Consider the following 24304-nt stretch of genomic DNA (forward strand, 5'->3'; position numbering starts at 1 on the left):
GATAGCTATAAGGGCGGGGCAAGACTCCCTGCCCCTTTTTAAAGGAGTAAACATGAAACTTACGATTCACGAAGTTGCGCGTGCTGTCGGTGCAAAAAATGATGTGACAAGCTATGCGAACAGCCCACTAGTTAAGGCAGAGTTTGATAGTCGTTTGATTGGACCTGGTGATCTATTTGTGCCACTCAAGGGGGCGCGTGATGGTCATGACTTTATCGAGACGGCTTTTGAAAACAGCGCTGCTGTAACCCTGTCAGAGAAGGAAGTAGCAGATCATCCTTACATTTTAGTAGAGGATGTTTTGACAGCCTTTCAAGCTCTTGCAGCTTATTACCTTCAAAAAACAGGAGTAGATGTTTTTGCTGTTACAGGTTCGAATGGGAAGACAACAACTAAGGATATGTTGGCTCATTTGCTTTCTACAAGCTACAAAACCTACAAAACACAAGGAAATTACAATAACGAGATTGGCTTACCCTATACAGTTCTTCATATGCCAGATGACACTGAGAAGTTAGTCTTGGAAATGGGACAGGATCACTTGGGAGATATTCATCTTTTGTCTGAACTGGCTCATCCGAAAACAGCTATTGTGACTCTGGTCGGAGAGGCACATTTAGCCTTCTTCAAGGACCGTTCTGAGATTGCCAAAGGTAAATTACAGATTGCTGATGGAATGGAGAAAGGTAGATTGCTCTTGGCGCCAGCTGATCCCATTGTAGAGGCTTACCTACCTGCTGACCAAAAAGTAGTTCGTTTTGGTCCGGGTGCAGAACTCGAAATTACAGACTTAATTGAGCGCAAGGATAGCTTGAGTTTTAAGGCTAATTTCTTGGAGAAATCCCTTGATTTACCAGTAACAGGTAAGTACAATGCGACCAATGCTATGATTGCTTCTTATGTTGCCCTGCAAGAAGGAGTATCTGAGGAGCAGATTGGCCAAGCCTTCCAAAATTTAGAGTTGACCCGCAATCGTACCGAGTGGAAAAAGGCTGCCAATGGAGCAGATATCTTGTCAGATGTCTACAATGCTAATCCGACTGCTATGAAGTTGATTTTAGAGACTTTTTCTGCCATTCCAGCTAATGAAGATGGAAAGAAAATCGCAGTTCTGGCGGATATGAAGGAACTTGGAGAACAGTCTGTTCAACTCCACAATCAAATGATTTTGAGCATTACACCCGATGCCCTTGATACCGTTATTTTCTACGGTGAAGACATTGCTGAATTGGCTCAATTAGTCAGTCAAATGTTCCCCATCGGCCATGTTTACTACTTCAAGAAAACAGCTGAGGAAGACCAATTTGAAGCCATGGTCAAACAAGTCAAGGAAAGTCTTGGTGCAAATGACCAAATTCTACTTAAAGGTTCCAACTCTATGAACCTAGCTAAGCTAGTAGAAAGTTTGCAAGAAGACTAATGGTATTCTATTAAGAAAAAATTTTTAAGAGTTAATTTGTCTCGAAGAATCAGCTTCTTTGGGACACAAAAATATAAGAAATAAATGTAAGCTAGGCTCTATGGAGATAAGTAAGAGGTGGCTTATATGAAAATGAGGAAAATTATATGAATGTTTGGGATGCTTTATTTACAACCCAGCCGACGGAGCCACCCCAATTTGACCTTCTTTGGTATGGAAGTCTATTTACATTATTGGCAGTGACTGTATTCCTTGCTTATCGCTATGGTGATAAAAAAGCTTGTCAACGATTTTTCCAGGTTTTACAGGCGGTACAGTTAATTCTGCTCTACGGTTGGTATTTGGTTAATCAGATGCCTCTAACAGAAAGTCTGCCTTTTTATCATTGCCGTTTAGCAATGTTTGTAGTGCTTTTGACACCAGGTGTCTCTAGAGTTAAACAGTACTTTGCTGTGCTGGGAACCTTCGGGACTTTGGCAGCCTTTGTTTATCCAGTGCCAGATCCCTATCCCTTCCCCCACATCGCTATATTGTCCTTTATTTTCGGACATTTAGCCCTTCTTGGAAATTCCTTGATTTATCTTTTGAAGGACTACGATGCCAGTTTATTAGATTTCAAACGAATCCTAGTCATCACAACTTCCCTTAATGCTGTGATATTTGTGGTTAATCTAATGACGGGTGGAGATTATGGATTTTTGACAAAACCACCATTGGTTGGAAACCACGGTCATTTGATCAATTATCTAGTTGTTACGTTGTTCTTGACTTGTGCCATTTACTTAGTCTCTAAGGCTTTTCAGACAATGCTTGAGGAGAAGGGTGAAAGAAGACTACGAATCTGGCAAAAATGAAAAAATATTTTCCCAACCGCTTGACTTTTATCTGAGAATTTTGATACAATAGTAGGCGGTATTGTTTACCCCATTTGTAAGGCCCCGGAACCTTTCAAATAACTTGCGGACCGGAACATCCGCCCTGTAAACAAAAACGACATTCATATAGGAGAAATCATGAACAAAACTACATTCATGGCTAAACCAGGCCAAGTAGAACGCAAATGGTACGTTGTTGACGCAACTGATGTACCTCTTGGACGCCTTTCAGCAGTTGTTGCTAGCGTACTTCGCGGAAAAAACAAACCAACATTCACACCACACACTGATACAGGTGACTTCGTAATCGTTATCAATGCTGAAAAAGTTAAATTGACTGGTAAAAAAGCATCTGATAAGATCTACTACACTCACTCAAACCACCCAGGTGGATTGAAATCAATCTCTGCTGGTGAACTTCGTTCTAAAAATGCAGTACGTTTGATCGAGAAATCAGTTAAAGGTATGCTTCCACACAATACTCTTGGCCGTGCTCAAGGTATGAAATTGAAAGTATTCGTTGGAGCTGAGCACACTCACGCTGCACAACAACCAGAAGTTCTTGATATTTCAGGACTTATCTAAGGAAAGGAACAATAAAGTATGTCACAAGCACAATATGCAGGTACTGGACGTCGTAAAAACGCTGTTGCACGCGTTCGCCTTGTTCCAGGAACTGGTAAAATCACTGTTAACAAAAAAGATGTTGAAGAGTACATCCCACACGCTGACCTTCGTCTTGTAATCAACCAACCATTCGCAGTTACTTCAACTGTAGGTTCATACGACGTTTTCGTTAACGTTGTAGGTGGTGGTTACGCTGGTCAAGCAGGAGCTATCCGTCACGGTATCGCTCGTGCCCTTCTTCAAGTAGACCCAGACTTCCGCGATTCATTGAAACGCGCAGGACTTCTTACACGTGACTCACGTAAAGTTGAGCGTAAGAAACCAGGTCTTAAGAAAGCTCGTAAAGCTTCACAATTCTCAAAACGTTAATCAACACGATTATATCAACGTTTACAGACATTCAAGAATTTTCTCTTGGATGTCTTTTTTTTGAAAAAAATAGCATAAAAATCTAGTTATCCGCATAAAAACTGGACTTATCACACTTTATCAAGGTCAAAACCACTCAATTTACTACTAATTTACTACTTATGAATGAGCTTTGATACGACGATTTATCCTTGAAAAGTGAAGATATAAAGATACTTCCAATAAAATTTGAATATTTAATAGGTAGACACTTCAAAAAATGAGGTGTCTATTTTTTTACCCGATTTTGAAAGGAAGTGAACTTATGAAAACAAAAAATCAAGAATCAAAAGGTCGTTCCCCACTCTTTAAGACCATCAAACATTCATTCAGCCAATAAAAAAGAAAGGATAGGTAAAAATATGGAACTTAAATTTGTGATTCCCAACATGGAAAAAACATTCGGCAATTTAGAATTTGCTGGCGAGGATAAAGTCGTTCAGCGAAGAATCAACGGACGGCTAACTGTCTTATCAAGAAGCTATAATCTCTATTCTGATGTTCAAAGAGCAGATGATATTGTGGTGGTGCTTCCTGCTGAAGCTGGCGAAAAACATTTCGGCTTTGAGGAACGTGTGAAGTTAGTCAATCCACGTATTACCGCAGAGGGCTACAAAATCGGCACTCGTGGTTTTACAAATTACCTTTTACATGCTGACGACATGATAAAAGAATAAAGAAAGAGAGGAAAAATGATGAGATTAGCAAATGGCATTGTATTAGATAAAGACACGACTTTTGGAGAATTGAAATTCTCTGCTCTACGTCGTGAAGTGAGAATCCAAAATGAAGACGGGTCGGTTTCAGATGAAATCAAGGAACGTACCTATGACTTAAAATCCAAAGGACAAGGACGCATGATTCAAGTAAGTATTCCTGCCAGCGTGCCTTTGAAAGAGTTTGATTATAACGCACGGGTGGAACTTATCAATCCCATTGCGGACACCGTTGCTACTGCCACCTATCAAGGAGCAGATGTTGACTGGTATATCAAGGCAGACGATATTGTGCTGACAAAGGATTCTAGTTCATTCAAAGCTCAACCACAAGCAAAGAAAGAACCGACACAAGACAAATAGTCGCTAGGTAGAAAGGAGACTTTTTCGCATGAAACAGCGTGGTAAAAGGATTCGCCCATCTGGTAAAGATTTAGTCTTTCATTTTACGATAGCGTCACTCCTGCCTGTTTTCCTGCTGGTTGTCGGACTGTTTCATGTGAAGACAATCCAGCAGATCAACTGGCAGGATTTTAACCTATCACAAGCAGATAAGATTGACATTCCCTATTTAATTATCAGTTTCAGTGTCGCAATTCTTATCTGCTTGCTGGTAGCGTTTGTATTCAAACGGGTTCGCTATGATACGGTTAAACAACTTTACCACCGTCAAAAACTGGCAAAGCTGATACTTGAAAACAAGTGGTATGAATCTGAACAGGTCAAAACAGAGGGTTTCTTTAAAGATAGTGCTGGTCGTACAAAGGAAAAGATAACCTACTTCCCTAAAATGTATTATCGACTTAAAAATGGCTTGATACAGATACGGGTGGAAATCACGCTGGGAAAATATCAAGACCAACTCTTACACTTGGAAAAGAAATTAGAGAGTGGCTTGTACTGTGAGCTGACGGATAAAGAGTTAAAGGATTCCTATGTGGAATATACTTTGCTCTATGACACCATAGCCAGTCGTATTTCTATTGATGAAGTAGAAGCTAAAGATGGTAAACTTCGCTTAATGAAAAACGTATGGTGGGAATATGATAAGCTCCCTCATATGTTGATTGCTGGTGGTACAGGTGGCGGTAAAACTTACTTTATACTGACACTGATTGAAGCCTTGCTTCATACAGATTCAAAACTGTATATTCTTGACCCGAAAAATGCTGACCTTGCGGACTTAGGTTCTGTGATGGCAAATGTCTACTATAGAAAAGAAGACTTGCTTTCTTGCATTGAAACATTCTATGAAGAAATGATGAAACGTAGTGAGGAAATGAAGCAGATGAAGAACTATAAGACTGGCAAAAATTATGCTTACTTAGGTCTCCCGGCACACTTCTTAATCTTTGATGAATACGTCGCTTTCATGGAAATGCTGGGAACAAAAGAAAACACCGCAGTTATGAATAAGCTGAAACAGATTGTCATGTTAGGTCGTCAAGCTGGCTTCTTTCTAATACTGGCTTGTCAACGTCCAGACGCAAAATATTTAGGCGACGGAATCCGTGATCAGTTTAATTTCAGAGTGGCTTTAGGTCGTATGTCTGAAATGGGCTATGGCATGATGTTTGGCAGTGACGTACAAAAGGATTTCTTCTTAAAGCGAATCAAAGGTCGTGGCTATGTTGATGTAGGAACAAGTGTCATATCAGAGTTTTATACTCCCCTTGTACCAAAAGGATATGATTTCTTGGAGGAAATTAAAAAGTTATCCAACAGCAGACAGTCCACGCAGGCGACGTGCGAAGCGGAAGTCGCAGGTGTGGACTGATCTTGCTGGCTGGTGTGGCAATAGCCACGCCAGCACTTAACCCCCCGTATCTAACAGGGGGGTACAAATCGACAGGAAACAGTCAAAAAAACATTAGAAAATCCTTTGGTTACAAGGGATTTACAAAATTTCAGCGTATGTCAAATGGGCTTTAAAAGTTGACATACGCCTTTTTGATTGGAGGGATTTTTACTGAATGAACAAACTTGGTTACAGCATTTAAAAGAAAAACGCTTGGCTTATGGACTATCTCAAAACCGTTTAGCTGTTGCGACTGGTATTACAAGGCAGTATCTAAGCGATATTGAAACAGGAAAAGTCAAGCCATCAGAGGATTTACAGCAGTCCCTTTGGGAAGCTCTGGAACGCTTCAATCCCGACGCTCCCCTTGAAATGCTGTTTGATTATGTAAGGATTCGCTTTCCGACAACAGACGTACAGCAGGTGGTCGAAAACATCTTACAACTGAAACTGTCCTATTTTCTTCATGAGGACTATGGTTTCTATTCTTATTCAGAGCATTATGCTTTAGGCGACATATTCGTCCTTTGCTCCCATGAACTGGACAAAGGAGTTCTGGTGGAATTGAAAGGTCGTGGGTGCAGACAATTTGAAAGCTATCTTCTGGCACAACAAAGAAGCTGGTATGAGTTCTTTATGGACGTTTTGGTGGCTGGCGGTGTGATGAAACGCCTTGACCTTGCCATTAACGATAAGACAGGGATTTTGAATATCCCTGTACTCACTGAAAAGTGCCAACAGGAAGAATGTATCTCCGTCTTCCGCAGTTTTAAAAGCTATCGCAGTGGCGAACTGGTACGCAAAGAGGAAAAGGAATGTATGGGAAACACCCTCTATATCGGTTCATTACAAAGTGAAGTTTATTTCTGTATCTATGAAAAGGACTACGAGCAGTACAAGAAAAATGATATTCCCATTGAAGACGCAGAAGTAAAAAACCGTTTTGAGATTCGATTGAAAAATGAGCGTGCCTATTATGCAGTCCGTGATTTACTCGTCTATGACAATCCAGAGCATACCGCCTTTAAAATTATCAATCGGTATATCCGTTTTGTAGATAAAGACGATTCCAAACCTCGTTCTGATTGGAAACTGAATGAAGAATGGGCTTGGTTTATTGGGAACAATCGTGAACGATTAAAACTAACCACAAAACCAGAGCCTTACTCCTTCCAAAGGACGCTGAACTGGCTATCTCATCAAGTTGCCCCGACCTTAAAGGTTGCGATTAAACTTGATGAAATCAACCAGACGCAGGTTGTAAAAGACATTCTCGACCATGCGAAACTGACAGACCGACACAAGCAGATTTTGAAGCAACAGTCAGTAAAAGAACAGGACGTGATAACAACAAAAAAAGGATATCTGTCAACCATACCAGTTGACAGATATCCAAAAAAAGATATAATGGGAGATAAGACGGTTCGTGTTCGTGCTGACTTGCACCATATCATAAAAATCGAAACAGCAAAGAATGGCGGAAACGTAAAAGAAGTTATGGAAATAAGACTTAGAAGCAAACTTAAGAGTGTGTTGATAGTGCATTATCTTAAAATTTTGTATAATAGGAATTGAAGTTAAATTAGATGCTAAAAATTTGTAATTAAGAAGGAGGGATTCGTCATGTTGGTGTTCTAAATGCGTAATGTAGATAAAACATCTACTGTTTTGAAACAGACTAAAAACAGTGATTACGCAGATAAATAAATACGTTAGATTAATTCCTACCAGTGACTAATCTTATGACTTTTTAAACAGATAACTAAAATTACAAACAAATCGTTTAACTTCTGTATTTGTTTATAGATGTAATCACTTCAGGAGAGATTACATGAACAAAAATATAAAATATTCTCAAAACTTTTTAACGAGTGAAAAAGTACTCAACCAAATAATAAAACAATTGAATTTAAAAGAAACCGATACCGTTTACGAAATTGGAACAGGTAAAGGGCATTTAACGACGAAACTGGCTAAAATAAGTAAACAGGTAACGTCTATTGAATTAGACAGTCATCTATTCAACTTATCGTCAGAAAAATTAAAACTGAATACTCGTGTCACTTTAATTCACCAAGATATTCTACAGTTTCAATTCCCTAACAAACAGAGGTATAAAATTGTTGGGAATATTCCTTACCATTTAAGCACACAAATTATTAAAAAAGTGGTTTTTGAAAGCCGTGCGTCTGACATCTATCTGATTGTTGAAGAAGGATTCTACAAGCGTACCTTGGATATTCACCGAACACTAGGGTTGCTCTTGCACACTCAAGTCTCGATTCAGCAATTGCTTAAGCTGCCAGCGGAATGCTTTCATCCTAAACCAAAAGTAAACAGTGTCTTAATAAAACTTACCCGCCATACCACAGATGTTCCAGATAAATATTGGAAGCTATATACGTACTTTGTTTCAAAATGGGTCAATCGAGAATATCGTCAACTGTTTACTAAAAATCAGTTTCATCAAGCAATGAAACACGCCAAAGTAAACAATTTAAGTACCATTACTTATGAGCAAGTATTGTCTATTTTTAATAGTTATCTATTATTTAACGGGAGGAAATAATTCTATGAGTCGCTTTTTTAAATTTGGAAAGTTACACGTTACTAAAGGGAATGGAGATAAATTATTAGATATACTACTGACAGCTTCCAAGAAGCTAAAGAGGTCCCTAGCGCCTACGGGGAATTTGTATCGATAAGGGGTACAAATTCCCACTAAGCGCTCGGGACCCCTTGTAGGAAAATGTCCTAAGTGGGATATCTGTCAACTGGTATGGTTGACTAAAAATACTTCCTACGAAAATGTAGGGGGTATTTTTTTACGAAAAAATACAAACGATTCTTAAAAAGAAAAATTTTTGATTGGCAAAACCATAACAAGTTCGTTTTAGGGTTTTGATTTTGCGATTGATGCCTTCTAAAGGACCATTAGAGTATTCAAATTTAGCGCTATTTAAGACATATTTTCTGTTTTGACGAAGGGTTTGAATAGCAGTATCCATTTCTGTATTGGTTTTTTGGTAGTCTAAGATGGTTGACTCTAGTAATTCACTATTGCGCTCGTTTAGGGCTTTCGTGATATCTTGGTAAGTTTGGTATACTTCAGCGAACTTGGAAAATTTACTAGTAATGAGATCAACAGCATTTTGGCGAGTCATATATTGTTTAACGCCGCGAAGAAAAACTACTTCTTCAGGGTGAAGATCTTCAGCTTTTTTATGGAATAGCTTCCAATGTGACTTCATAATTTTATATTCTTGGCTCTGTTTATCAAGTTGCTTTAGGATAGAGATACGACAATTGTCCAAAGCGCGACCAGCTAATTGTACAAGGTGGAAGCGATCAATAATGATATTGGCATTAGGGAAAAGGCGATAGATAAAACTTTGATATTGAGCATTTAAATCAATTACAACTGATTGAACGCATTCGCGTTCGGCTTTTGAATAACGACTTTCAAAATAATCAACAATGGTAGGTGATAGACGATCCTGTAACTTTGTGACAATTTGGTGGGTTTCAGCGTCACAACAGATAAAGGACATCACAGACTTAATTGAACGAAACTCGTCAAAACATAGATGCTTAGGCAACTTAGCCACACGATAGTGTGGTTCCATGCGCTCTAAGATTGTTCGACGAACACTGCTAGGAGAGCAGTGACACATTTCAGCAATAAGCTGACCAGATAAGCCTTTACGAGCTAAAAGCATGATTTGATTTTTGAGATCACTGGATAAGGTTTGATTTTCTTTGGTTAAATTAGTAATAGCACCAAAAGTAGTATGGCATGATTTACATTTATAGCGTTGTTTACGAAGCTCTAGTTCATATCTTCTCCCATTTAAACTTGCCAGTCGTACATGAGTTTTGCGAAAGCCATCCTTATTAACTGTGGGAAAGCCACAGTTACGACAACGATTAATCGGATAAGAAAGAGTAGCTGTTATTAGCGTTATATACTCTTTAACAGAATCGTTGTTGTGTTCAGCTTCTTCAACAGAAATAATTTTAATATTTTTATCTTTAATTCCAAGAATATTTAGGATAGAATCATTATGGGACATTTGTTTAACCTTCTTTCATGATTTTTGTGGTGAATTGATTGTATAACGAGGGGACAGCAAATGTCCTCTTTTTTGTATAAAAAAATCTGGCATGGAATCTCTATCCATACCAGAAAGTGTATACCCCAAAAAAATAACTCAAATACAAATTCATTGAATATAGAGAGGAGAACATTTTTATGAATTTTGGACAAAACCTTTATAACTGGTTTCTATCAAACGCTCAATCACTGGTGCTTTTAGCAATCGTTGTGATTGGCTTGTATCTTGGCTTCAAGCGTGAGTTTAGCAAACTGATTGGCTTTTTAATTATTGCGATTATTGCGGTTGGCTTAGTCTTCAACGCTGCTGGAGTAAAAGACATTTTACTAGAGCTATTCAATCGCATTATTGGTGCTTAAATAAAACCGTTCTTTTGTGGAATATAAGTGGTTTTCTTATGTTCCGCAAAGGAATGGTACACCAAACGAAGTGCGGTAGGGATTTTTGAATCTCTACAAAGAAAGGACGTGAATATATGGACGATATGCAAGTCTATATTGCGAATTTAGGCAAATACAATGAGGGCGAATTGGTCGGTGCGTGGTTTACCTTTCCCATTGACTTTGAGGAAGTCAAAGAGAAAATCGGCTTGAATGATGAATATGAGGAATACGCCATTCATGACTACGAGTTACCCTTTACGGTTGACGAATACACTTCCATTGGCGAACTCAATCGACTATGGGAAATGGTATCGGAATTACCCGAAGAATTACAATCGGAGCTATCTGCTCTGCTCACTCATTTTTCAAGCATTGAAGAACTAAGCGAACATCAAGAGGATATTATCATTCATTCCGATTGTGATGATATGTATGACGTGGCACGCTACTACATTGAAGAAACGGGTGCTTTAGGCGAAGTACCAGCTAGTCTTCAAAACTATATTGATTATCAAGCCTATGGTCGGGATTTAGACCTTTCAGGAACGTTTATCTCAACCAATCATGGGATTTTTGAAATCGTCTATTAAATCTGTCGGTACATTACTACTGGAAGATTTTCTATTTTACGGGGTGGCTCAATCAGCTACCCCTATTTTTTATGAAAGGATTGATTACATGAAGAAAATACGAAGCTATACCAGTATCTGGTCTGTGGAAAAGGTACTGTATTCTATCAATGATTTTAGACTTCCGTTTCCCATAACCTTTACGCAAATGACATGGTTTGTCGTGTCACTCTTTGCAGTGATGATACTTGGCAACTTGCCCCCTCTTTCCATGATAGAGGGAGCATTTCTCAAATACTTTGGGATTCCTGTGGCTTTCACATGGTTTATGTCTACAAAAACTTTTGATGGTAAAAAGCCTTATGGATTTTTGAAGTCTGTCATTGCTTATGCACTGCGACCAAAGCTGACCTATGCAGGAAAAAAAGTAACGCTTGGCAGAAACCAGCCACAAGAAGCCATTACAGCAGTTAGGAGTGAATTTTATGGCATATCCAATTAAATACATTGAAAACAATCTCGTCTGGAATAAAGACGGGGAATGTTATGCTTACTATGAGCTTGTTCTTTACAATTACTCATTTCTAAGTCCAGAACAGAAAATACAAGTGCATGATTCTTTCAGACAGCTTATCGCACAAAATCGTGATGGCAAAATTCATGCTTTACAAATCAGTACAGAATCCAGCATACGTTCTGCACAAGAGCGTTCCAAAAATGAAGTCACTGGCAAGCTCAAAGCGGTTGCCTATGACAAAATCGACCAACAGACAGACGCTTTAATATCCATGATTGGCGAAAATCAAGTGAACTACCGTTTCTTTATCGGCTTTAAGTTGCTTCTCAACGATCAGGAGTTTTCTATGAAAAGTCTTACCGTTGAAGCAAAAAATGCTTTGTCTGATTTTGTCTATGATGTGAACCATAAGCTGATGGGCGATTTTGTTAGTATGAGTAATGATGAAATCCTGCGTTTTCAGAAGATGGAAAAGCTCTTAGAAAATAAAATCTCTCGTCGTTTCAAAATCCGCAGGTTAGATAAGGACGACTTCGGCTATCTGATTGAACACCTTTACGGACAGACAGGCACTGCCTATGAAGAGTATGAGTACCATCTATCAAAGAAAAAGCTGGATAATGAAACGCTGATTAAATACTATGACTTGATTAAGCCTACTCGCTGTTTGGTGGAAGAAAAACAGCGATATTTGAAAATCCAGCAGGAAGATGAAACCGTCTATGTAGCTTACTTTACCATTAACAGCATTGTCGGAGAACTGGACTTCCCGTCCTCTGAAATCTTCTACTACCAGCAACAGCAATTTACATTCCCGATTGATACGTCAATGAATGTGGAAATTGTAGCGAATCGTAAAGCCCTATCTACTGTCCGCAATAAAAAGAAAGAACTGAAAGACTTGGATAACCACGCTTGGCAAAGTGATAATGAAACCAGCTCCAATGTGGCGGAAGCTCTGGAAAGTGTGAATGAGCTGGAAACCAATTTAGACCAAAGCAAGGAATCTATGTACAAGCTGTCTTATGTGGTAAGGGTATCAGCAAATGATCTTGACGAACTCAAACGTCGTTGTAATGAAGTGAAAGATTTTTATGACGATTTAAGCGTAAAACTGGTACGACCATTTGGGGATATGCTCGGCTTACATGAAGAATTTTTACCTGCCAGCAAGCGTTATATGAATGATTATATTCAATACGTGACCTCTGATTTCCTCGCTGGTTTAGGTTTTGGTGCTACTCAAATGCTGGGGGAAAATGAGGGGATTTATGTTGGCTACAGCTTAGATACTGGACGCAATGTCTATCTGAAACCTGCTCTTGCCAGTCAAGGGGTTAAGGGTTCAGTAACCAATGCGTTAGCGTCGGCTTTTGTTGGTTCGCTGGGTGGTGGTAAATCCTTTGCGAATAACCTTATCGTCTATTATGCGGTGCTTTATGGGGCACAAGCAGTGATTGTAGACCCAAAAGCAGAACGTGGCAGATGGAAAGAAACCTTGCCAGAGATTTCCCATGAAATCAATATCGTCACTCTGACTTCTGATGAGAAAAACAAAGGCTTACTTGACCCTTATGTGATTATGAAAAATCCCAAAGATTCTGAATCACTGGCTATTGATATTCTGACATTCCTTACGGGGATTTCCTCTCGTGATGGGGAACGCTTCCCAATCCTTAGAAAAGCCATTCGTGCAGTAACCAATAGTGAAGTACGAGGGTTGATGAAAGTGATTGAGGAATTACGGGTTGAGAATACGCCACTAAGTACCAGTATAGCCGACCATATCGAAAGTTTTACAGACTATGACTTTGCACATTTATTATTCAGTAATGGTTATGTGGAGCAGTCTATCAGCTTAGAAAAACAACTGAACATTATACAGGTTGCGGACTTGGTACTTCCCGACAAGGAAACTTCCTTTGAGGAATATACCACTATGGAGCTTTTATCCGTTGCTATGCTGATTGTCATTAGTACCTTTGCTTTAGACTTTATCCATACAGACCGAAGCATTTTCAAGATTGTAGATTTAGACGAAGCATGGAGCTTTTTACAGGTAGCACAAGGAAAAACACTATCTATGAAGCTGGTTCGGGCTGGTCGTGCTATGAACGCTGGGGTATATTTCGTGACCCAAAATACAGACGACCTCTTAGATGAAAAACTGAAAAATAACCTCGGCTTAAAATTTGCATTTCGTTCCACTGACCTTAACGAGATTAAAAAGACCTTAGCCTTTTTTGGTGTAGACCCAGAGGACGAAAACAATCAGAAGCGATTGCGTGATTTGGAAAACGGGCAATGCCTTATCAGTGATTTATATGGTCGTGTCGGTGTGATACAGTTCCACCCTGTATTTGAAGAACTGCTCCATGCCTTTGATACCAGACCACCTGTGCGAAAAGAGGTGTAAATGTGAAACCATCAATAGTAAACAGAATAAAATCAAACTGGACGCTGAAACGTCTAGGTAAAGTGGCAATGACAGTGGCTTTCACACTTGTGATTGCCATTTTTCTTTTAGCCATGCTGGGAACGGTGGTTCAAGCTGCGGGCTTGGTAGATGATACGGTCAATGTGGCAAATGAATACAGCCGATACCCACTTGAAAACTATCAACTGGATTTTTATGTGGATAATAGCTGGGGCTGGCTTCCGTGGAACTGGTCGGACGGGATTGGAAAACAGGTCATGTATGGACTATATGCCATTACCAATTTTATTTGGACAATCAGTTTGTATGTTTCCAATGCGACAGGTTACTTAGTACAGGAAGCCTATTCCTTAGACTTCATTTCCGCTACAGCAGATTCCATTGGTAAGAATATGCAGACCTTAGCTGGTGTGAGTGCAAACGGATTTTCAACAGAGGGTTTCTATGTTGGATTCCTCTTACTCTTGATTTTGGTTCTTGGGGTTTATGTTGCCTATACGGGACTGATAAAGAGAGAAACCACAAAGGCAATTCATGCCATTATGAATTTTGTGCTGGTGTTTATCCTATCGGCTTCCTTTATTGCCTACGCTCCCGACTACATTAAAAAAATCAATGACTTTTCATCAGACATCAGTAATGCCAGTTTATCACTTGGCACGAAGATTGTCATGCCCCATTCCGATAGTCAAGGCAAGGACAGCGTGGACTTAATCAGAGATAGCCTGTTTTCCATACAGGTTCAGCAACCGTGGCTACTGCTTCAATACAACAGTTCAGACATTGAAAGTATCGGTATTGACCGTGTGGAAAGCCTGCTCTCCACCAGCCCAGATTCCAACAATGGCGAAGACAGAGAAAAAATTGTTGCGGAAGAAATTGAAGACAGAAGCAATACCAATCTAACCATTACAAAGACCATTAACCGTTTAGGTACAGTCTTCTTCCTATTTGTCTTCAATATTGGGATTTCCATATTTGTATTCCTATTAACAGGAATCATGATTTTCTCGCAGGTACTTTTTATCATCTATGCTATGTTTCTGCCTGTGAGCTTTATTTTAAGCATGATTCCATCATTTGATGGTATGTCAAAACGAGCCATAACAAAGCTCTTTAATACCATTTTGACACGAGCTGGAATCACATTGATTATTACGACAGCATTTAGTATTTCAACCATGCTCTATACCTTATCGGCTGGTTATCCGTTCTTTTTGATTGCTTTTCTACAGATTGTGACCTTTGCAGGAATCTACTTCAAGCTGGGCGATTTAATGAGTATGTTTTCTCTACAGAGTAACGATTCTCAAAGTGTGGGAAGTCGTGTGATGAGAAAACCTCGTATGCTTATGCACGCTCACATGCACCGTCTACAGCGGAAACTTGGACGTTCCATGACTACTCTAGGGGCTGGGTCTGCCATTGTTACAGGTAAAAAAGGACAGTCGGGTTCGGGGAGTTCTGCAAGGACACAAGCAGATCACTCCCGACCAGACGGAAAGGAAAAATCAACACTTGGAAAACGTATCGGTCAAACCATCGGTACAGTAGCTGATACCAAAGACAGAATGGTAGACACTGCTAGTGGTTTGAAAGAACAGGTTAAAGATTTGCCGACCAATGCAAGATATGCAGTATATCAAGGAAAATCCAAAGTAAAAGAGAATGTCCGTGATTTAACCAGTAGTATTTCTCAAACCAAAGCGGACAGAGCCAGTGGACGCAAGGAACAGCAGGAACAAAGGCGAAAAACCATTGCGAAGCGTCGCTCTGAAATGGAACAGGTCAAACAGAAAAAACAGCCTGCTTCTTCTGTTCATGAAAGACCGACTACAAGACAAGAACAATATCATGATGAACAGACCTCAAAACAGTCTAATATTCAGACTTCATATAAGGAATCTCAACAAGCCAAACAAGAGCGTCCAGCAGTTAAGTCCGATTTTTCAAGTCCAAAAGTGGAACGCCAAGGCAATACCGTTCAAGAAAAAACCGTTCAAAAGCCAGCAACTTCAACCACTACAGCAGATAGAACTTCACAACGTCCAATCACAAAAGAACGTCCGTCTACTGTTCAAAGAGTACCACTACAAAATACAAGAAGTAGACCACCAATCAAAACCGCCACCATTAAGAAAGTCGGTAAGAAACCATGAAGTTGAAAACTTTAGTGATTGGTGGTTCTGGATTATTCTTGATGGTCTTCTCACTGCTTCTGTTTGTTGCCATTTTATTTTCAGATGAACAGGACAGCGGAATTTCCAATATTCATTATGGAGGTGTGAATGTTTCCGCAGAAGTGCTGGCTCATAAGCCTATGGTAGAAAAATATGCCAAAGAATATGGCGTTGAAGAATATGTCAACATACTTCTTGCGATTATACAGGTGGAATCGGGCGGTACTGCGGAAGATGTTATGCAGTCCTCGGAATCCCTCGGTCTTCCACCTAATTCATTGAGTACAGAAGAATCCATTAAGCAAGGTGTGAAGTATTTCAGTGAATTATTAGCCAGTAGCGAAAGGCTCAGTGTAGATTTAGAATCGGTTATCCAGTCCTACAATTATGGTGGTGGTTTCTTAGGGTATGTGGCTAATCGTGGAAATAAATATACCTTTGAACTGGCTCAAAGTTTCTCAAAAGAGTATTCAGGTGGCGAAAAAGTGTCTTACCCCAATCCCATAGCCATACCTATCAATGGGGGCTGGCGATACAACTATGGCAATATGTTTTATGTGCAACTGGTAACGCAGTATCTTGTCACAACAGAGTTTGATGATGATACGGTACAAGCCATCATGGACGAAGCACTGAAATATGAGGGCTGGCGATACGTTTACGGTGGAGCTTCCCCGACTACTTCTTTTGATTGTAGCGGACTGACACAATGGACGTATGGAAAAGCTGGAATTAACTTACCACGAACCGCACAACAGCAATATGATGTGACCCAGCATATCCCACTATCGGAAGCACAAGCTGGCGATTTGGTTTTCTTTCATTCTACCTATAACGCTGGCTCTTATATTACTCATGTTGGGATATACCTTGGCAATAACCGTATGTTTCATGCAGGCGACCCAATCGGTTATGCCGACTTAACAAGCCCCTACTGGCAACAGCATTTAGTGGGAGCAGGACGAATCAAACAATGAGAAAGGAAGATTTAATGATGAAATTTAGAAAAAATCAGAATAAAGAAAAACAGATACCAAAGGAAAAGAAACCTCGTGTCTATAAGGTCAATCCTCATAAAAAGGTTGTGATTGCCTTGTGGGTACTTTTAGGGCTTAGTTTCAGCTTTGCGATATTCAAGCACTTTACAGCTATAGATACTCATACTATTCACGAAACAACTATCATAGAAAAGGAATACGTTGATACTCATCATGTAGAAAATTTTGTAGAGAACTTTGCGAAAGTCTACTATTCATGGGAGCAATCCGATAAGTCCATTGATAATCGAATGGAAAGTCTAAAAGGCTATCTGACAGATGAACTTCAAGCTCTCAATGTTGATACAGTACGCAAAGATATTCCTGTATCGTCTTCTGTAAGAGGATTTCAGATATGGACGGTAGAGCCAACTGGCGACAATGAGTTTAATGTAACCTACAGTGTAGACCAGCTCATTACAGAGGGAGAAAATACAAAGACCGTCCACTCTGCTTATATAGTGAGTGTCTATGTAGATGGTTCTGGAAATATGGTACTGGTTAAGAATCCGACCATTACCAACATACCTAAGAAATCAAGTTATAAACCAAAAGCCATTGAAAGTGAGGGGACGGTTGATTCCATTACAACCAATGAAATCAATGAGTTTTTAACGACGTTCTTCAAGCTCTATCCTACCGCCACAGAAAAAGAATTGACTTACTATGTAAGTAATCATGTGTTACCTATGATTAACAAGGAATATGTTTTCGAGGAATTGGTGAATCCTATCTTTACCAGAAAAGATAACCAAGTAATCGTGAATGTCGCTGTGAAATATTTAGATCAAGAAACAAAGGCAACCCAAATCTCGCAATTTGAGTTGATATTAGAAAAACAAGATAATTGGAAGATTGTAAAATAACAAATATTGGTACATGATTACAGATACTTTGTAATCATGTACTCTTTTTGATAAAAAATTGGAGATTCCTTTACAAATATGCTCTTACGTGCTATTATTTAAGTGACTATTTAAAAGGAGTTAATAAATATGCGGCAAGGTATTCTTAAATAAACTGTCAATTTGATAGCGGGAACAAATAATTAGATGTCCTTTTTTAGGAGGGCTTAGTTTTTTGTACCCAGTTTAAGAATACCTTTATCATGTGATTCTAAAGTATCCAGAGAATATCTGTATGCTTTGTATACCTATGGTTATGCATAAAAATCCCAGTGATAAAAGTATTTATCACTGGGATTTTTATGCCCTTTTGGGTTTTTGAATGGAGGAAAATCACATGAAAATTATTAATATTGGAGTTTTAGCTCATGTTGATGCAGGAAAAACTACCTTAACAGAAAGCTTATTATATAACAGTGGAGCGATTACAGAATTAGGAAGCGTGGACAAAGGTACAACGAGGACGGATAATACGCTTTTAGAACGTCAGAGAGGAATTACAATTCAGACAGGAATAACCTCTTTTCAGTGGGAAAATACGAAGGTGAACATCATAGACACGCCAGGACATATGGATTTCTTAGCAGAAGTATATCGTTCATTATCAGTTTTAGATGGGGCAATTCTACTGATTTCTGCAAAAGATGGCGTACAAGCACAAACTCGTATATTATTTCATGCACTTAGGAAAATGGGGATTCCCACAATCTTTTTTATCAATAAGATTGACCAAAATGGAATTGATTTATCAACGGTTTATCAGGATATTAAAGAGAAACTTTCTGCCGAAATTGTAATCAAACAGAAGGTAGAACTGTATCCTAATATGTGTGTGACGAACTTTACCGAATCTGAACAATGGGATACGGTAATAGAGGGAAACGATGACCTTTTAGAGAAATATATGTCCGGTAAATCATTAGAAGCATTGGAACTCGAACAAGAGGAAAGCATAAGATTTCAGAATTGTTCTCTGTTCCCTCTTTATCATGGAAGTGCAAAAAGTAATATAGGGATTGATAACCTTATAGAAGTGATTACGAATAAATTTTATTCATCAACACATCGAGGTCAGTCTGAACTTTGCGGAAAAGTTTTCAAAATTGAGTATTCGGAAAAAAGACAGCGTCTTGCATATATACGTCTTTATAGTGGCGTACTGCATTTGCGAGATTCGGTTAGAATATCGGAAAAGGAAAAAATAAAAATTACAGAAATGTATACTTCAATAAATGGTGAATTATGTAAAATCGATAAGGCTTATTCCGGGGAAATTGTTATTTTGCAGAATGAGTTTTTGAAGTTAAATAGTGTTCTTGGAGATACAAAGCTATTGCCACAGAGAGAGAGAATTGAAAATCCCCTCCCTCTGCTGCAAACGACTGTTGAACCGAGCAAACCTCAACAAAGGGAAATGTTACTTGATGCACTTTTAGAAATCTCCGACAGTGACCCGCTTCTGCGATATTATGTGGATTCTGCGACACATGAAATCATACTTTCTTTCTTAGGGAAAGTACAAATGGAAGTGACTTGTGCTCTGCTGCAAGAAAAGTATCATGTGGAGATAGAAATAAAAGAGCCTACAGTCATTTATATGGAAAGACCGTTAAAAAAAGCAGAGTATACCATTCACATCGAAGTTCCACCGAATCCTTTCTGGGCTTCCATTGGTCTATCTGTAGCACAGCTTCCATTAGGGAGCGGAGTACAGTATGAGAGCTCGGTTTCTCTTGGATACTTAAATCAATCGTTTCAAAATGCAGTTATGGAGGGGATACGCTATGGCTGTGAACAAGGATTGTATGGTTGGAATGTGACGGACTGTAAAATCTGTTTTAAGTATGGCTTATACTATAGCCCTGTTAGTACCCCAGCAGATTTTCGGATGCTTGCTCCTATTGTATTGGAACAAGTCTTAAAAAAAGCTGGAACAGAATTGTTAGAGCCATATCTTAGTTTTAAAATTTATGCGCCACAGGAATATCTTTCACGAGCATACAACGATGCTCCTAAATATTGTGCGAACATCGTAGACACTCAATTGAAAAATAATGAGGTCATTCTTAGTGGAGAAATCCCTGCTCGGTGTATTCAAGAATATCGTAGTGATTTAACTTTCTTTACAAATGGACGTAGTGTTTGTTTAACAGAGTTAAAAGGGTACCATGTTACTACCGGTGAACCTGTTTGCCAGCCCCGTCGTCCAAATAGTCGGATAGATAAAGTACGATATATGTTCAATAAAATAACTTAGTGTATTTTATGTTGTTATATAAATATGGTTTCTTGTTAAATAAGATGAAATATTTTTTAATAAAGATTTGAATTAAAGTGTAAAGGAGGAGATAGTTATTATAAACTACAAGTGGATATTGTGTCCTGTATGTGGAAATAAAACACGATTAAAGATAAGGGAAGATACTGAATTAAAAAAATTCCCCCTCTATTGTCCGAAATGCAGACAAGAAAATTTAATTGAAATAAAGCAGTTCAAAGTAACTGTGATTACAGAGCCAGACGCAAAGACGCAGAGCCGATAAAATGAGATTAATACAATCTCATTTTATCGGCTCTTTCCGTTATGTATGGATTCTTTTAATTAGTCTTCGATGTTTCTTGCTTCGTTGATACCGCTGGCTAAAGATTCCATTAAGGATAGTTCTTTGTCTGTAAAGCTATCCATGTATTTCTCTATCTGTAATCGTCGGGTGCTTTTTACCAAGTTATTAGCAGGTAAGAAAAATTCATCAACGGAAACATGAAGTAACGATACAAGGTCATAAAGAACTTGTATGCTGGGGTGTTGCCCTTTATTTTCAATATTAGTTAAGTACCGTGGGTCAATTTCAATCAATGCTCCCACTTGTTCACGAGTTAAACCTCGTTTCAATCGAGCTTCTTTAATGGCTAAACCAAAGGCTCTAAAATCATATTTATCTTCTTTTTTACGCATAGTAGACCACCTCTATACATTTTATTGTTCCTACTGAATTAAAAACAGGTATAGAAAAACGTGTTATATGGTTTATAGGTTTATATTTAATAAAAAGCACTACTAAACGCCAATAAAAAAAACCGTTATATGGTAGTGCTATTTACGCTGTTAAAATATTGTATATTACTTCCAAATGGCGGTTTGTTGGAGGTCAACGTCGCCATGAAGTACATCATATACAATAAATTTCCTTACATTGGGTTCTTGTCAAAAAAAGTCGTCTATCTGCAATAGATAAGTACGTCCACCAATGTGGTTTTATAAATCATATAGATAGAATAACAGAAGCATGTAAACAGAGAAATAAATCTGTTTATATGCTTTTTTGGCTATTCAGAACTTTTTTACAAAGTTTATTTATCAGTAATGCAACAAATCCCCCTTTCACATTGGGACTAAGAGTGAAAGGAGATAAACGAGCAAGGCTCACTTCCTTTCCTAGACAGAAAGGGGGTGAGAAACATGAAACCATCTTCTTTTCAGACCACAATAGAAAATCAGTTTGACTATATCTGTAAACGTGCTATGGAAGACGAGCGAAAGAATTATATGCTTTATCTTTCAAGGATTGCAAAGCGTGAGGTGTCCTTTTCGGATGTTGGCGATTATCTTGTTAGCCAGTTTGCGACAACAGATAACTATTCAACTGACTTTCAGATTTTTACACTCAATGGGTTATCAGTAGGCGTTGAAAATGATTTGTTGAGTGAAGCATTACGTGAGTTGCCAGACAAGAAACGTGAAATTCTACTGCTGTTTTACTTTATGGACATGAGCGATTCAGAAATTGCAGACCTGTTGAAATTGAACCGTTCTACTGTCTATCGGCATAGAACCAGTGGACTAGCCTTAATTAAAAAGTTTATGGAGGAATTTGAAGAATGAAAACACAATATCCTATGATTCCCTTTCCTCTCATTGTAAAGGCAACAGATGGCGATACCGAAGCGATTAACCAGATTCTACATCATTACAGAGGGTACATAACGAAGCGTTCCCTACGACTTATGAAAGATGAATATGGCAATCAAAGTATGGTCGTTGATGAAGTCTTACGTGGAAGAATGGAAACCAGACTGATTACAAAGATTTTGTCATTTGAAATTAAGTAATATCCTCTCTCCTTTCGTGGAAGCGTGCTAAACCATTCCACGCTTCCCGAACAGGGAGGTTTGTTATTCCACCAAAGCATATTGAGCTTTCAATGTGTTTTGATAGGCTAACGAGCCATTGTTCTTTGAAAACTGAATAAAAGTAATCGAATACGTTTCGATAAGAAAAGAGCCAACGGAACTAACCGCCATGACCTATCTTATAAAGATAGCGAGCGATTCATGTTAGTGATCCGAGAAGCAATCTTTAGCAGGATTGCCTGCAACGACATTCTTATCGTGATAATGATACTCCCATACAGTCAATAGTCCGAGCGTGATAAAACCGTCGCAGGCAATGAGTATGGCTACATGAGAACCATGCAGGGGTGGAACTCCCGTGAGCTTTGCTAAAGCTGTTCGATTGCTGGTAAAACAACTTTTATGAAATCCAAATAAGTGATTTGGAAAGGAGGATTTTATGAAGCAGACTGACATTCCTATTTGGGAACGTTATACCCTAACCATTGAAGAAGCGTCAAAATATTTTCGTATTGGCGAAAACAAGCTACGACGCTTGGCAGAGGAAAATAAAAATGCAAATTGGCTGATTATGAATGGCAATCGTATTCAGATTAAACGAAAACAATTTGAAAAAATTATAGATACATTGGACGCAATCTAGCGTCGCCAAAGGGTCTTGTATATGATAAAATAGTATTAAGTCGTATCAAGGCTCTTTCCATAAAGGAAAGGAGCAAATGCCATGTCAGAAAAAAGACGTGACAATAAAGGTCGAATCTTAAAGACTGGAGAGAGCCAACGAAAAGACGGAAGATACTTATACAAATATATAGATTCATTTGGAGAACCGCAATTTGTTTACTCGTGGAAACTTGTGGCTACAGACCGAGTACCAGCAGGAAAGCGTGATTGTATCTCACTTAGAGAGAAAATCGCAGAGTTACAGAAAGACATTCATGATGGTATTGATGTTGTAGGAAAGAAAATGACACTCTGCCAGCTTTACGCAAAACAGAACGCTCAAAGACCAAAGGTTAGAAAAAACACTGAAACTGGACGCAAATATCTTATGGATATTTTGAAGAAAGACAAGTTAGGTGTAAGAAGTATTGACAGTATTAAGCCATCAGACGCTAAAGAATGGGCTATTAGAATGAGTGAAAATGGTTATGCTTATCAAACCATCAATAACTACAAACGTTCTTTAAAGGCTTCATTCTATATTGCTATACAAGATGATTGTGTTCGGAAGAATCCATTTGACTTTCAACTGAAAGCAGTTCTTGATGATGATACTGTCCCTAAGACCGTACTAACAGAAGAACAGGAAGAAAAACTGTTAGCCTTTGCAAAAGCTGATAAAACCTACAGCAAAAATTATGATGAAATTCTGATACTCTTAAAAACAGGTCTTCGTATTTCAGAGTTTGGTGGTTTGACACTTCCAGATTTAGATTTTGAGAATCGTCTTGTCAATATAGACCATCAGCTATTGAGAGATACTGAAATTGGGTACTACATTGAAACACCAAAGACCAAAAGTGGCGAACGTCAAGTTCCTATGGTTGAAGAAGCCTATCAAGCATTTAAGCGAGTGTTAGCGAATCGAAAGAATGATAAGCGTGTTGAGATTGATGGATATAGTGATTTCCTCTTTCTTAATAGAAAGAACTATCCAAAAGTGGCAAGTGATTACAACGGCATGATGAAAGGTCTTGTTAAGAAATACAATAAGTATAACGAGGATAAATTGCCACACATCACTCCACATAGTTTGCGACATACATTCTGTACCAACTATGCAAATGCAGGAATGAATCCAAAGGCATTACAGTACATTATGGGACATGCTAATATAGCCATGACGCTGAACTATTACGCACATGCAACATTCGATTCTGCAATGGCAGAAATGAAACGCTTGAATAAAGAGAAGCAACAGGAGCGTCTTGTTGCTTAGTAGTACAAATGAATTTACTACTTATTTACCACTTCTGACAGCTAAGACATGAGGAAATATGCAAAGAAACGTGAAGTATCTTCCTACAGTAAAAATACTCGAAAGCACATAGAATAAGGCTTTACGAGCATTTAAGAAAATATAAAAAGATAATTAGAAATTTATACTTTGTTTGTATAAAAAATAGTTGTTTTTCGGAAAGTTAGCTATTAATATTTATCAATGATAAAAATAGCATGTTTTA

The 24304-nt window shown here is 38.5% G+C and carries 25 protein-coding genes and 2 pseudogenes; 25 read left to right on the top strand and 2 right to left on the bottom strand.

Annotated features, from left to right (window positions below):
- Positions 1 to 52 precede the first annotated feature (52 nt).
- The 11 genes and pseudogenes from SPAR10_RS03535 (at position 53) to erm(B) (ending at position 8413) form a co-directional block, all read left to right on the top strand.
- Entirely contained in the window at positions 53 to 1420 is a 1368-nt protein-coding gene (locus SPAR10_RS03535; protein ID WP_004250826.1) for a UDP-N-acetylmuramoyl-tripeptide--D-alanyl-D-alanine ligase, read from the top strand.
- 146 nt (positions 1421 to 1566) lie between these two features.
- Positions 1567 to 2274 (top strand): YwaF family protein, encoded by a 708-nt coding sequence (locus tag SPAR10_RS03540; RefSeq protein ID WP_004250828.1) that lies wholly within the window; start codon positions 1567 to 1569, stop codon positions 2272 to 2274.
- A gap of 159 nt (positions 2275 to 2433) precedes the next feature.
- Entirely contained in the window at positions 2434 to 2880 is a 447-nt protein-coding gene (gene rplM, locus SPAR10_RS03545; protein WP_001044622.1) for a 50S ribosomal protein L13, read from the top strand.
- An 18-nt stretch (positions 2881 to 2898) separates the two neighbouring features.
- Positions 2899 to 3291 carry a 30S ribosomal protein S9 gene (rpsI, locus tag SPAR10_RS03550; RefSeq protein WP_000075969.1) on the top strand — a complete coding sequence of 131 codons (393 nt, stop codon included), beginning with the start codon at positions 2899 to 2901 and terminating at the stop codon, positions 3289 to 3291.
- A gap of 401 nt (positions 3292 to 3692) precedes the next feature.
- Positions 3693 to 4007, top strand: a complete 315-nt coding sequence (locus SPAR10_RS03555; RefSeq protein WP_000420682.1) for a YdcP family protein — start codon at positions 3693 to 3695, stop codon at positions 4005 to 4007.
- Between the two features lie 15 nt (positions 4008 to 4022).
- Positions 4023 to 4409: a YdcP family protein gene (locus SPAR10_RS03560; protein ID WP_000985015.1), complete on the top strand. Its 387-nt coding sequence runs from the start codon at positions 4023 to 4025 to the stop codon at positions 4407 to 4409.
- 28 nt (positions 4410 to 4437) lie between these two features.
- Positions 4438 to 5823 carry an FtsK/SpoIIIE domain-containing protein gene (locus SPAR10_RS03565; protein ID WP_004250829.1) on the top strand — a complete coding sequence of 462 codons (1386 nt, stop codon included), beginning with the start codon at positions 4438 to 4440 and terminating at the stop codon, positions 5821 to 5823.
- A gap of 177 nt (positions 5824 to 6000) precedes the next feature.
- A pseudogene (gene mobT / locus SPAR10_RS03570) lies at positions 6001 to 7203 on the top strand (MobT family relaxase); the annotation flags it as partial.
- Positions 7186 to 7419: a peptide-binding protein gene (locus tag SPAR10_RS11210; RefSeq protein ID WP_148842514.1), complete on the top strand. Its 234-nt coding sequence runs from the start codon at positions 7186 to 7188 to the stop codon at positions 7417 to 7419. The pseudogene mobT and the gene SPAR10_RS11210, both read left to right, overlap by 18 nt.
- Positions 7420 to 7482: 63 nt before the next feature.
- Positions 7483 to 7551 (top strand): 23S rRNA methyltransferase attenuator leader peptide ErmL, encoded by a 69-nt coding sequence (locus SPAR10_RS10695; RefSeq protein WP_011100846.1) that lies wholly within the window; start codon positions 7483 to 7485, stop codon positions 7549 to 7551.
- 124 nt (positions 7552 to 7675) lie between these two features.
- On the top strand, positions 7676 to 8413 hold the full coding sequence (erm(B), locus tag SPAR10_RS03575) for a 23S rRNA (adenine(2058)-N(6))-methyltransferase Erm(B) (RefSeq protein ID WP_001038795.1): 738 nt from the start codon (positions 7676 to 7678) through the stop codon (positions 8411 to 8413).
- A gap of 256 nt (positions 8414 to 8669) precedes the next feature.
- Here the strand turns inward: erm(B) and SPAR10_RS03580 are convergent, their stop codons facing one another.
- Complete coding sequence (locus SPAR10_RS03580) at positions 8670 to 9917, bottom strand: ISL3 family transposase (protein ID WP_004250832.1); 1248 nt, start codon at positions 9915 to 9917, stop codon at positions 8670 to 8672.
- A gap of 179 nt (positions 9918 to 10096) precedes the next feature.
- Here SPAR10_RS03580 and SPAR10_RS03585 point away from each other — a divergent pair, with 179 nt between their 5' ends.
- The 10 genes and pseudogenes from SPAR10_RS03585 to SPAR10_RS10705 all read left to right on the top strand — a co-directional run bounded on the left by SPAR10_RS03585 (position 10097) and on the right by SPAR10_RS10705 (position 20530).
- Entirely contained in the window at positions 10097 to 10318 is a 222-nt protein-coding gene (locus SPAR10_RS03585) for a hypothetical protein (protein WP_001009056.1), read from the top strand.
- Positions 10319 to 10434: 116 nt separating this feature from the next.
- Positions 10435 to 10932, top strand: a complete 498-nt coding sequence (locus SPAR10_RS03590) for an antirestriction protein ArdA (RefSeq protein WP_000342539.1) — start codon at positions 10435 to 10437, stop codon at positions 10930 to 10932.
- An 88-nt stretch (positions 10933 to 11020) separates the two neighbouring features.
- Positions 11021 to 11413, top strand: coding sequence for a conjugal transfer protein (locus tag SPAR10_RS0101835; protein WP_000723888.1), 393 nt, complete (start codon positions 11021 to 11023; stop codon positions 11411 to 11413).
- Entirely contained in the window at positions 11397 to 13844 is a 2448-nt protein-coding gene (tcpF, locus tag SPAR10_RS03595; protein ID WP_004250836.1) for a conjugal transfer ATPase TcpF, read from the top strand. The genes SPAR10_RS0101835 and tcpF overlap by 17 nt, the downstream gene beginning before the upstream one ends.
- A gap of 2 nt (positions 13845 to 13846) precedes the next feature.
- On the top strand, positions 13847 to 16024 hold the full coding sequence (locus tag SPAR10_RS03600; RefSeq protein ID WP_000804748.1) for a CD3337/EF1877 family mobilome membrane protein: 2178 nt from the start codon (positions 13847 to 13849) through the stop codon (positions 16022 to 16024).
- On the top strand, positions 16021 to 17022 hold the full coding sequence (locus tag SPAR10_RS03605; protein WP_000769868.1) for a bifunctional lytic transglycosylase/C40 family peptidase: 1002 nt from the start codon (positions 16021 to 16023) through the stop codon (positions 17020 to 17022). The genes SPAR10_RS03600 and SPAR10_RS03605 overlap by 4 nt, the downstream gene beginning before the upstream one ends.
- Positions 17019 to 17948: a conjugal transfer protein gene (locus tag SPAR10_RS03610; RefSeq protein WP_025170523.1), complete on the top strand. Its 930-nt coding sequence runs from the start codon at positions 17019 to 17021 to the stop codon at positions 17946 to 17948. The genes SPAR10_RS03605 and SPAR10_RS03610 overlap by 4 nt, the downstream gene beginning before the upstream one ends.
- Positions 17949 to 18261: 313 nt before the next feature.
- Positions 18262 to 18309, top strand: a pseudogene (locus tag SPAR10_RS11355) (hypothetical protein); the annotation flags it as partial.
- Positions 18310 to 18324: 15 nt separating this feature from the next.
- Positions 18325 to 20244 (top strand): tetracycline resistance ribosomal protection protein Tet(M), encoded by a 1920-nt coding sequence (tet(M), locus tag SPAR10_RS03615; RefSeq protein ID WP_000691741.1) that lies wholly within the window; start codon positions 18325 to 18327, stop codon positions 20242 to 20244.
- 100 nt (positions 20245 to 20344) lie between these two features.
- Positions 20345 to 20530, top strand: coding sequence for a cysteine-rich KTR domain-containing protein (locus SPAR10_RS10705; RefSeq protein WP_011058338.1), 186 nt, complete (start codon positions 20345 to 20347; stop codon positions 20528 to 20530).
- Positions 20531 to 20589: 59 nt separating this feature from the next.
- On the opposite strand, the gene SPAR10_RS03625 is transcribed toward SPAR10_RS10705, so the two are convergent.
- A complete protein-coding gene (locus SPAR10_RS03625; protein ID WP_001227347.1) occupies positions 20590 to 20943 on the bottom strand; it encodes a helix-turn-helix transcriptional regulator in 354 nt (117 codons plus the stop codon).
- A 504-nt stretch (positions 20944 to 21447) separates the two neighbouring features.
- Here SPAR10_RS03625 and SPAR10_RS03630 point away from each other — a divergent pair.
- The 4 genes from SPAR10_RS03630 to SPAR10_RS03640 all read left to right on the top strand — a co-directional run bounded on the left by SPAR10_RS03630 (position 21448) and on the right by SPAR10_RS03640 (position 24060).
- Positions 21448 to 21870: a sigma-70 family RNA polymerase sigma factor gene (locus SPAR10_RS03630; RefSeq protein ID WP_000804885.1), complete on the top strand. Its 423-nt coding sequence runs from the start codon at positions 21448 to 21450 to the stop codon at positions 21868 to 21870.
- Complete coding sequence (locus SPAR10_RS0101840) at positions 21867 to 22097, top strand: helix-turn-helix domain-containing protein (protein ID WP_000857133.1); 231 nt, start codon at positions 21867 to 21869, stop codon at positions 22095 to 22097. Before SPAR10_RS03630 ends, SPAR10_RS0101840 begins: the two co-directional genes overlap by 4 nt.
- 460 nt (positions 22098 to 22557) lie before the next feature.
- Positions 22558 to 22761 (top strand): excisionase, encoded by a 204-nt coding sequence (locus SPAR10_RS03635; protein WP_000814511.1) that lies wholly within the window; start codon positions 22558 to 22560, stop codon positions 22759 to 22761.
- 81 nt (positions 22762 to 22842) lie between these two features.
- The gene (locus SPAR10_RS03640; RefSeq protein ID WP_001291561.1) at positions 22843 to 24060 is read left to right on the top strand and encodes a tyrosine-type recombinase/integrase; all 1218 of its coding nucleotides are present in this window, start codon (positions 22843 to 22845) and stop codon (positions 24058 to 24060) included.
- Positions 24061 to 24304 lie beyond the last annotated feature (244 nt).

Origin of the sequence: Streptococcus infantis SPAR10, from assembly GCF_000279535.1 — a bacterium.
In the GTDB taxonomy this organism is placed as follows: domain Bacteria; phylum Bacillota; class Bacilli; order Lactobacillales; family Streptococcaceae; genus Streptococcus; species Streptococcus infantis_I.